The sequence below is a fragment of the Flavobacterium sp. genome (assembly GCF_040382755.1).
Classification (GTDB): Bacteria; Bacteroidota; Bacteroidia; order Flavobacteriales; family Flavobacteriaceae; genus Flavobacterium.
Genome location: NZ_JBEIET010000069.1, coordinates 1 through 10,663 on the forward strand (window position 1 = coordinate 1; position 10,663 = coordinate 10,663).

The 10,663-nt window shown below is 30.6% G+C and carries 5 protein-coding genes; 2 read left to right on the top strand and 3 right to left on the bottom strand.

All coding sequences use genetic code 11. The features are described 5' to 3' along the window. The 3 genes from ABWO04_RS07450 to ABWO04_RS07460 form a co-directional block, all read right to left on the bottom strand. Window positions 1–1,383: glycoside hydrolase 5 family protein (locus ABWO04_RS07450; protein WP_502903973.1), on the bottom strand; the 1,383-nt coding region annotated here is incomplete at its 3' end. A 262-nt stretch (window positions 1,384–1,645) separates the two neighbouring features. Continuing rightward, entirely contained in the window at window positions 1,646–4,456 is a 2,811-nt protein-coding gene (locus ABWO04_RS07455; protein WP_353078738.1) for a helix-turn-helix and ligand-binding sensor domain-containing protein, read from the bottom strand. A 109-nt stretch (window positions 4,457–4,565) separates the two neighbouring features. Next, entirely contained in the window at window positions 4,566–6,845 is a 2,280-nt protein-coding gene (locus ABWO04_RS07460; RefSeq protein ID WP_353078740.1) for a T9SS type A sorting domain-containing protein, read from the bottom strand. Window positions 6,846–7,188: 343 nt separating this feature from the next. On the opposite strand from ABWO04_RS07460, the gene uvrA reads away from it, so the two are divergent. Beyond that, the gene (gene uvrA, locus ABWO04_RS07465) at window positions 7,189–10,002 is read left to right on the top strand and encodes an excinuclease ABC subunit UvrA (protein WP_353078742.1); all 2,814 of its coding nucleotides are present in this window, start codon (window positions 7,189–7,191) and stop codon (window positions 10,000–10,002) included. Between the two features lie 106 nt (window positions 10,003–10,108). After that, the gene (locus tag ABWO04_RS07470) at window positions 10,109–10,471 is read left to right on the top strand and encodes a four helix bundle protein (RefSeq protein ID WP_353078743.1); all 363 of its coding nucleotides are present in this window, start codon (window positions 10,109–10,111) and stop codon (window positions 10,469–10,471) included. The last annotated feature ends 192 nt before the right edge of the window (window positions 10,472–10,663 follow it).

Below are 10,663 nucleotides of genomic sequence, written 5' to 3' on the forward strand. Positions count from 1 at the left end.
ATCATCTGATTTTGGCGTTGAGATTAAACTACCACCGGTGTTAAAAGTTGTAAATTCAGCTCTAAGATTACTTATTTTTAAAATACCACCATCATTACTTGCTAAAGCCGCTTTGTCTGCTCTAGCTCTTAAAGTAGCATCTATCAAATTAGCTGAATCAAAAAGTGATTTAAGTTTTTCTTTATCTGCATTTGCAGAAAAAGGATTAAATTTATGAATTTCTTTAAGTACGTAATATGCTGCTCTTGGATATAACTGGTAAAAACCTTTTTCGTTTGTTGGTCCTTTTGCACATATTCCAAACCATTCTTCATTCATATTGTTTTCACCTTCAATAAAATCTTTTTGGTAACCACCATTTGACCATGAAGCATTATTATCATGTAAATCTAAATTTGAAGTTTGTCCATATTTCCACCAACCATCACTAAATTGAAATGTAAATCCACCAATAGCATTTCCTGCTTTACCCATACCAGAAGCATTATTGTATATTTCATTCCAATTCCCTTTTAAATAAAAAGCTTGTGCATTTTGATCTTCTTGATTAGTTAAAGTATTAAAAGCATCTGAACCAAACTCCGTAAATAAAACTGGCTTTCCATATTCCTTTTTAACTCTTTCAAATAAATCACCAAAAGATACACCTCTATAAACGTTAGTTCCTAACACGTCAACATCTTTACATTCTGAAGCTATAATATCAAGGAACAGTAAATCACCATTACAAATAGCCATTGGATGATTTGAATCAATAGCTTTCATGGCAACAACTGCTTCGTTAAATAATTTATACATAGAGCGAGCTCTAACAGTAGATTTTCTGTCTTTTACAGGTATATTTTCTGTTTCAGCTCCATCCCAAAACAAACCATAATTGTTTTCATTTCCTAAAAGGAACAATAATAATCCTTTGGTATCTTTATATTCTTTGGCCATTTGAGTTACTTCATTTAGTAGAAGTTTTCTGGTTTTTGGGTCAGAATATTCCGTATTAGGTTTCCAAACACCATCTATAGTTAAACCGTATCTACCAAAAGAGTGATTTAACATGGTGTAAATACCAAATTTAGCATGAATATACTCTATCCATTTTTTAGGTATTCCAGAATAAACACGTATGGTGTTTACACCCATATTTTGAAGTAAACCCATTTCGTCATCAAGAGCTTGTTGAATAAAAGCATCTGGTTGATTCCATAGACTATATGAATAATTTGTACCAACTGGAAAATAATCCCAGTTCATTCCATTTATAATGAAATTCTTACCATCTATTGTTATGGTGTGTTCGGTATCTTTATTCTGAATAGCAATTTTTTCTGTTTGTGAAAAACTAGAAATCGCATTGCAAAAAATTAGTAAATAAAAAATTTTTTTCATTTAAGGTACTAGATTAAATTAATTGTTAGTTTTAGTTATAGTTATTTATAGATATTTCAAAAATACTGATGAAATTTAATTAATTAAAGAAAAAAAACCACAACAAAAAACATACATCATAAAAAAACGGGTGTATAGTTGTGAATTTATTGTTAAAACGAGGTTTAAAATAATAAAAATATTAAGTTTAAATCCATTTAAAAATTGTTTAAATTAATTTTGTTGAGGAAATGTATAGGTGTTTTAAAGAAACAAGTGTTGATTATATCGATAAAATATACTCAACTAATCCCTTTTCATGAGGTAAATCAATTTTTTTACGCAAACGATATCTTTTAATTTCAACACTTCGTACAGAAATATTTAAAAGTGGCGCAATTTCTTTGGAAGATAAGTTTAATCTTAAATATGCACAAAGTCTTAAATCGTTTGGTGTCAATGAAGGGTGGTTTTCTTTAACTTTTTTTAGAAAATTATTGTCTGCGCTATCAAAAGCTTCTTTAAATATATTCCAAGTGCTCTCTTCCTTTACATTACTATTTATAGTTGATATTACTGCCTTTATACTTCTATTTGTTGAGCTATCAGTTGAATTCTTCAAATCAGCTTTTATGATATTTAATAGTTCTGTTTTCTTTATAAGATTCATTGTAGAAACCGCTAATTCTTTACTTTTCTTATCCACATCTTGAGTTAGCTGTTCGTTTTTAATTTTCATTATTTTTTGATCATTTTCTAATTCTTTTAGCTCTAATAAAATATTGTTTTCAGCGATAATTCTTTGGTGTCTTTTTTCATGAAAAATGGTATAAAATTTATGAACATAATATCCTATTGCAATTAATAGAATAAAGTAAAATAATTTTGCCCAAGTATTCGCATAGAAAGGTTTAGAAATTACAAAAGAATACGATTCAATATTGTCTGTTAACGAATTTGCTACTTTAGCCCTTACAGAAAATGTATAATCACCTGCTGGTAAGTTTTCAAAAACAACTTTAGAATTAAAAGTCCAATCGCTCCATTTATTATTAAATCCATCTAATTTATATTGATATTCAGCATTAATATAATTATCATATTCTGGAACAGTATAATTAAATTCTATATTATTTTGATCATGCTCTAAATGTGCTTCGTCTTTGATTGAAATATTTAATGGTTTAGAATTGACTCCTGAATTTGAAATTCTAATTAACGATACTTTATAATTGCTAAATTTAAAATCAATATTCTTTAAAATGTAATATCCGTCCGTAGATCCAATCAAATAGTTCACATCATTTAATTGTAAAATATTTTCATATCCTGGCATAGAATTGGTCATTGAGGAAGGAATAGGTAAACTATTCTTTTTTAAATCTGTAGATAGTTTTCCTGAAGAAAAATAATGAATGTAGTTTTTGGTAAAGAACCAAAGTTTATTAGATTTATCTACAATCATTTTACCTGTTACATATTCGTCATTTTCAAATATTGTACTTAACGACTTGTCATTTACAAATTGTTTTGTTTTATTATTAAATTTGAAAATCCCGTCTTTAAATGCATAGTAAATCTTATTATTATATTTTACTAAACAAGCATTTTTACCTTTAATTGGGTTTTTAAATTTTATAACATTAGAAGATTTAGTTAATAAATTATCAATAGAAAATTTATAAACTCCTTTATATTCATGGCTTACGAAAATATCTTTGTTATTAAGTATCTCAAAATGTTTTGATGAATAGTTAAAACCTTGAATTTTGTTTTTAAAAGCCCATCCATTTGGTCTTTTCTCTAAAACTGAAATTCCGTTGTAATTTCCTTGTAATATAAAATGCTCTCCATTCAAATAGGGTTCAAACTTCCAAGTTCCAGAACCAGAAAAAATCTGATTGGCGGAAGATCCATTTATTATAAAAGTTCCCGAATCATGACCACAAAAAAGGGTGTTCTTATATGAAAATAAAGACCATACTTGTCCTTTAGTATTCTGAACAAATTCAAATTTAGAAGAAGAATTTAAGTCTTTATAAAAAAGTCCATGATTTGTTCCAATATATAACTTATTGTTGTGAGTAGCTGATGCATAAATTGCACCTAGAATTCCCGTATTATCAATATAACTATTTATGGGAGATTTTAAATTAATACAATTGATTCCATTATCTAAACCTATCCATAAATTTTTATCCACATCTTCAAATAATGAAAGTGCCGTATTATTACTTAATCCAGAATTTTGAGTAATATGATAAATTAATTTACCCTCTTTTGATAAAATAAAAATCCCATTTGAAATTGAACCAAGTGCAATGCTTTCATCAGATAATAATTGACTACTGTAAATATTACTTTGCTGTATTTCTGCATCAATATTGGTCTGGAATTTTGCTAATACACCATTTTTATATTTATAAACACCCTGCTTTTGTGTAACTAAAAGTAAGCCATCAGTTGTTTCAAAAATATTTATAAGTTTATTTTGATTTATAATATCATTACTTAAAAACAACTTGCTTTTACCTTGATCGATTTCAAACAAACCATTTGGTGTTTGAAAATAAATCCCATTAGAGGTTTTAAAAGCTTTGTTTATAGTACTTTTCGGTTCTATAATTGTAAATAACTTAGTTTTGGTATTGTAAGCGTAAATTTTTTCTAAAGATTGAAAAAGTATCCAATTGTCGAATGGAAAAATACCCCAAAATTGTTCATCATCATTAATTTTAGATTTGATAGATTTACTTAAAGATGTATAAAATAATTCGCCGTTATCTGCACGTTGCCAGTAACCAAATTCCATAAATGAACCCGTATATATTTTATTTTGAATACATTTTACGGAACGGATAATTGTTTCATTAGGTGAAGGATATAATGTCCATTTAGAGCCATTAAATTCTAATAATCCTTCATTATTTGCAAAATACATAAATCGCTGATTGTCTTGCGAAATCATCCAGTTTTGAATTCCCGCTTTATAAATATCTTTAGTATACTTTACTATCGGCGGTAACTGTTGGGCCGAACTAAATAAAGTAAACAGTAAAACGAAAAGTTTTATATGTATTTTAAAAAATTGCATTTAATAAATAATTTAAAAAATAAAGATATATATTAAAACTATAATAAAAAAATGATTTAAAAAAAAGACTGCCATTTCTGACAGTCTTTTATATGTAATATGCTTAAAATTATTCTTTTATAAATTTGGTAGATGAAACTTTTCCATCAATTATAGATTTAACTACATAAACACCTTCACTTAAACCAGAAACATCTAAACGAATTGAAGATTCATTTGTTGATTTGTTTACAACTTCTTGTCCTAAAATATTAAAAATTGAAACATTTTGAATAGTTCCTTCTGATTCAATATTTAAAACATTAGATGTTGGATTTGGATATAATTTCACATTTGAAACTGCAAAACTATCTGATGATAACACTGTATTTTTGTGGAAATATAAATTATCAAAATAAATAAATAAAGCTTGTTGATTATCCGCACGAGCTGCAGTTAAAACAATTTCTTTAATTGAATTTCTAGCTAAATTTGCAGGTGCTGATGCCGCAACAAAGTTAGCAAGTGGTATATCTAAAGAAACCCATTGACCACCTTGTGGAACTGGTAAAGTTTGAATCCCACTAGTTTCTCCAGCTTGTGCAGCATGATTAGATAATTTAATACTTAATGCTTGCCCTGTTGGAAGAGGATTTGCAATCCAATAATCAACATGAAAATGAGTAAATGAAGTTAAATCATAATAAGTTCCAAGAACAATACCCGCAAAAGTTTGACCACTCGCAATATTTATCTTTTTAGTAGGATTTCCAGCAATAGGATTATCGACTATCGAAGACGAAGTAGGTCCCCAACTTGCTCCCCAAGTTGTTACAGCTACATTTGTATAAGCATCACTAAATAATGAAACAACATCAGCAGCTAACCTAGCTGGTGGTGTAGGTGCAGCAACTGTTGGTCCAGAAGGTAAAATTGGAGACTCCTCTGCTCTTATATCATTTATGTAAAATGTTAATGGCACAATAGGATTGTTAAAGCCATCATTAGTAGCTTTCCAATTTCCAAAGAAGATGATTTTTTCATATTCACCATTGGCAACTGCTGTATTATCCATAGGTGTAGCAAAATTAAAAGTTAATGTTTGCCATTGCCCTGGTGTAGTATAAGCTTGTCCATTTGCAGATGCTGGACCTCCAATATCTACTTTTGCTAATAAATTAAAAGCTTGTGAACAATACACATTTACTGTCATTGTTTTATTAGTAGTTAGCTTCGCTTTTTTAGCAGTTTGTACAAATTCAATACCTTGCCAAGCATCACCTCCAGGCCCTTGAACACCTTTTAATACTTGCCCATTAGTACCACCAGTAGCAGGATCAGCAACAACTGATGCAACCGCACCACTAAAAGATGCCAAAGAAGTATAAGTAACAGGTGTTTCAAAATTTTGAATAAGAGGTAAAACTACAGGAATAATCGCTTCCTCTGCTCTAATATTATCAATATAAAAAGTTAAAGGCACCACAGGGGAATTAAATCCATCGTTTGTTGCTTTCCAATTTCCAAAAAAGATAATTTTTTGATATTCTCCATTTGCAATAGCTGTATTATCCATAGGTACTGCAAAATTGAAAGTTAATGTTTGCCATTGTCCTGGTGTAGTATAGGCTTGTCCATTTGCAGAATTTGGCGCAGTTCCACCTTGCTCAACTTTTGCTAATACATTGAAAGCTTGTGTACAATATACATCAACAGTCATTGTTTTATTTGTTGTTAACTTCGCTTTTTTTGTTGTTTGCACAAATTCTATACCTTGCCATACATCACCACCAGGTCCTTGAACACCTTTAAATACTTGCCCATTAGCCGCTCCTGAAGCAGGATCAGTAGCAACTGATGCAACAGCACCACCAAAAGATGCCATTGAAGTATAGGTTACAGGTGTCGCAAAATTCTGAATAAGTGGTAATAACTCAACAACTGAAACATTGTCAATAAATACAAATCCCGTAGCGTTACCCATATCAAAAATTACTCTATCTGTAACCGCTTCTCCATAGTTAATAGTAATATCAAAAGAAAAAGTTTGAGGCGTTGAAGTTAACACTGAAGTTGAAGTTAATGACGCAAAAGGTGCGGCTGTTTGACCTAAACCTGAAATCAAAGTTCTTGTTCCTGTTGCTGCAGCTGTAAAAGCATCAAATTTTAATTTATAGGTTTTACCACTAGTTAAGTTAACTACTTGACTTAAGTTAACATCCCAAGGATTTCCTGCTGCCGTCACGTTAGCTTGATTAACAAAGTTTGAAGCACCTAAGTCAACAACATTGGCAGCATTACCTGTCCAAGGTGCAGCTGTACCGGTTTGAAAATTTCCATTTGTAACAAGATTTTGAGAAAAACCCCAAATGGAAACTAATAATGTAAATAAATACGTAATTTTTTTCATAATATTAAATTTAATTGGTTAAATATTGATAATTGTAAAATTAGCAGAAAAAAAATATGGTCCATTTTAAATATATATATAGAAACTATACAATGTGGTTTTTTTTGAAAAAAAAATAAGAAATATTATTTAATACATAATTACCTGTAATACAGTGATTTAAATTATTATTTTTAGGTATTTATTAAAAAATGTATAGTTAATGTATAGTCGTAAATCTAAATAAAAATACCAACTACAACGATTTCAGAGGTAGTGTTTAGGAATTTTTAATCATCTGAAAGAAGAATTGTTACTTTTAGTATTATAATTAATTATCTTTGCCATTCTCATTAAAAACACAATGATGCAATCCGATTTTTCTTCTTTAGAACCCAAAAAATTTATCTTGATAAAAGGGGCACAATTGCACAATTTAAAAAATATTGATGTCGCCATCCCAAGAAATCAAATGGTTGTGATTACTGGACTTTCTGGGTCTGGAAAATCAAGTTTAGCCTTTGATACGCTGTATGCAGAAGGACAAAGACGCTACGTAGAAAGTTTATCATCCTACGCACGTCAATTCTTAGGGAAATTAGACAAGCCGAAAGTAGAATACATTAAAGGAATTGCGCCTGCCATTGCAATTGAACAAAAAGTAAATACCACAAATGCACGTTCCACAGTAGGAACTTCCACAGAAATATACGATTACTTAAAATTACTTTTTGCCAGAATTGGAAGAACGTATTCGCCAATTTCAGGTGAAGAAGTAAAAAAACATACCGTTTCTGATGTAGTAAAATACATACAATCGTTAGAAATGGACTCCAAATGGCTTCTATTGGCTCCGATTCATTTAGAAAAAGGCAGAAAATTACACGACAAACTGAATGTGTTATTACAGCAAGGTTTTGCACGTGTTTTGGTAGACAATCAAACGGTACGTTTAGATGATTTTGTTTCGACATTAGAAATGATTGATGAATCTACAATGGCTAACAAAGAAATTTTATTAGTTGTTGACAGAATCGTAGTACAATCAGATGAAGAATTTTTAAACCGAATAGCTGATGCCTTACAAATAGCTTTTTATGAAGGAAAAGGCGAGTTGTATTTACAAGAACCCGAAAAATCAAATCGCATTATTTTTAACTCTAATTTTCAATTAGATGGTTTGGATTTTTTAGAACCAAACATACATTTATTTAGTTTTAACAATCCGTATGGCGCTTGTCCTAATTGCGAAGGCTACGGAAGTGTAATTGGTATTGATGAAGAACTTGTTGTACCAAACACCGCGCTTTCTGTATATGAAAACGCCATTTTTCCTTGGCGAGGTGAAAGTATGGGTTGGTACAGAGACCAATTGGTAAATAATTCACATCATTTTGATTTTCCTATCCATAAGCCTTATTTTGAATTATCAGACGCTCACAAAGCACTTATATGGAATGGAAATAAGTATTTCACAGGATTAAATGCCTTTTTTGCCGATTTAGAAGCCAATAATTATAAAATTCAAAATCGTGTGATGCTTTCGCGTTACAGAGGTAAAACAAAATGCCACGCTTGTAACGGCAAACGATTACGTGCAGAAACTAACAATATTAAAGTTGCAGGAAAAACCATTTCTGACTTGGTAGATTTACCTATTATTAAACTAATTCCGTTTTTCAACACAATTGAATTATCGGAATACGATTTAAAAGTTGCGAAACGATTACTTTTAGAAATTAAAAACCGTCTGGCATTTTTAGATAACGTAGGATTAAATTATTTAAGTTTAAACCGGCAATCCGCATCGCTATCTGGTGGCGAATCGCAACGAATTAATTTAGCCACTTCTTTAGGAAGCTCGTTAGTGGGTTCTATGTATATTTTAGATGAGCCAAGTATTGGTTTACATCCAAAAGACACCGAAAAATTGATTGAAGTATTACTGAATTTAAAAAAATTAGGGAATACTGTTATTATTGTAGAACACGACGAAGATATTATGAAAGCCGCCGATATGATTATTGATATTGGTCCAGAGGCGGGAACTTTGGGTGGTAATTTAGTCGCGCAAGGCACGTATAAAGAAATTTTAAAATCAGATTCTTTAACGTCAAGATATTTAAACGGAAAAGAAAAAATTGAAGTCCCAAAAGTTCGAAGAAAATTCAAAAATCATATTGATATTATTGGCGCAAGAGAAAACAACTTAAAAAATATTGATGTCACTTTTCCTTTGGATTGCTTAACTGTAATTACAGGTGTTTCTGGTAGCGGAAAAAGTACGTTAGTAAAAAAGATATTGTTTCCCGCTTTACAAAAAAAACTAACTGGTATTGGCGATAAAGCAGGTCAATTTACAAGTTTAGAAGGCAGTTATTCGCACCTTAAAAACATTGAATATGTTGACCAAAACCCTATTGGAAGAAGTTCGCGTTCTAATCCCGTTACTTATATAAAAGCCTACGATGATATTAGAGAATTGTATGCCAAACAAACCACTTCAAAATTAAGAAATTACCAAGCCAAACACTTTTCATTTAATGTAGATGGTGGACGTTGCGAAGTTTGTAAAGGCGATGGCGAAGTAACTATTGAAATGCAATTTATGGCCGATGTGCATTTAGAATGCGAAACCTGTAACGGTAAACGTTTCAAAAAAGAAGTGTTGGAAGTTAATTTTGAAGGCAAAAACATCGACGATTTACTAAAAATGACCATTGATGAAGCGGTTGCCTTTTTTGAAACGCACGGGCAAACCAAAATCACACAAAAACTACAACCGCTGAAAGAAGTTGGATTGGGATATGTACAATTAGGACAATCGTCTTCTACGCTTTCTGGTGGTGAGGCACAACGTATAAAATTGGCATCGTTTTTAGTGAAAGGTGCTACCAAAGAAAAAATGCTATTCGTATTTGATGAACCTACTACTGGTTTGCATTTTCACGATATCAAAAAATTATTAAAATCATTTGAAGCTTTAATAGATAAAGGACATTCCATAATCGTAATTGAACACAATTTAGAACTTATAAAATGTGCCGATTATATAATCGACATCGGACCTGAAGGCGGTGAGAATGGTGGGCAATTGGTCGCTTTTGGAACTCCAGAAGAAATTTCAAAAAATAAAAAATCCTTGACAGGAAAATATTTGGCTGAAAAACTGAGTTGATTTACGATTTACGATTTACGATTTACGATTTTGGATTTACGATTTGGAATTTGGCATTTTATTTACGATTTTTGTTTGATTATAAGCCATATAAAATATTTTAGTTATGAAAGAGATAATGAAAAATCGAACAAAAAAATTTGCATTAGATTGTTGGATTTTATGTTCAAAACTTCCGAAATCAAGAGAATTCAATGCCTATGTTTCTCAATTAATTAGATGTTCAAGTTCTGTTGGAGCAAATTATAGAGCGCTCCAAAGAGCAAAATCAAATGCTGACTTTATTAATAAATTAAAAATTATTGAGGAAGAAGCCGATGAAAGTCATTTTTTTCTTGAATTACTATATGATGTTTCTTCGTTGCAAAATTTAAAATTAGATAACGAATTCATTCCTTTAACACAAGAAGCAAATGAAATAACAGCCATCATTGTATCCACATTAAAAACAGTAAGAAATAAATCGTAAATCCAAATCGTAAATCCAAATCGTAAATCCAAAATCGTAAATCGTAAATCCAAATGAAATTCCAAGTAGTATCCGATTACGTTCCCACTGGCGACCAGCCTCAAGCAATTGAAAAATTAGCTAAAGGCATCATCAATGGCGAAAAATACCAAACCTTATTAGGGGTTACGGGTTCAGGAAAAACATTTACGG

Bases quoted from the DNA above. Each gene is read 5' to 3' on its own strand.
- uvrA (WP_353078742.1), top strand. From the start codon at position 7,189: ATGATGCAATCCGATTTTTCTTCTTTAGAACCCAAAAAATTTATCTTG.
- ABWO04_RS07455 (WP_353078738.1), bottom strand. From the start codon at position 4,456: ATGCAATTTTTTAAAATACATATAAAACTTTTCGTTTTACTGTTTACT.
- ABWO04_RS07460 (WP_353078740.1), bottom strand. From the start codon at position 6,845: ATGAAAAAAATTACGTATTTATTTACATTATTAGTTTCCATTTGGGGT.
- ABWO04_RS07470 (WP_353078743.1), top strand. From the start codon at position 10,109: ATGAAAGAGATAATGAAAAATCGAACAAAAAAATTTGCATTAGATTGT.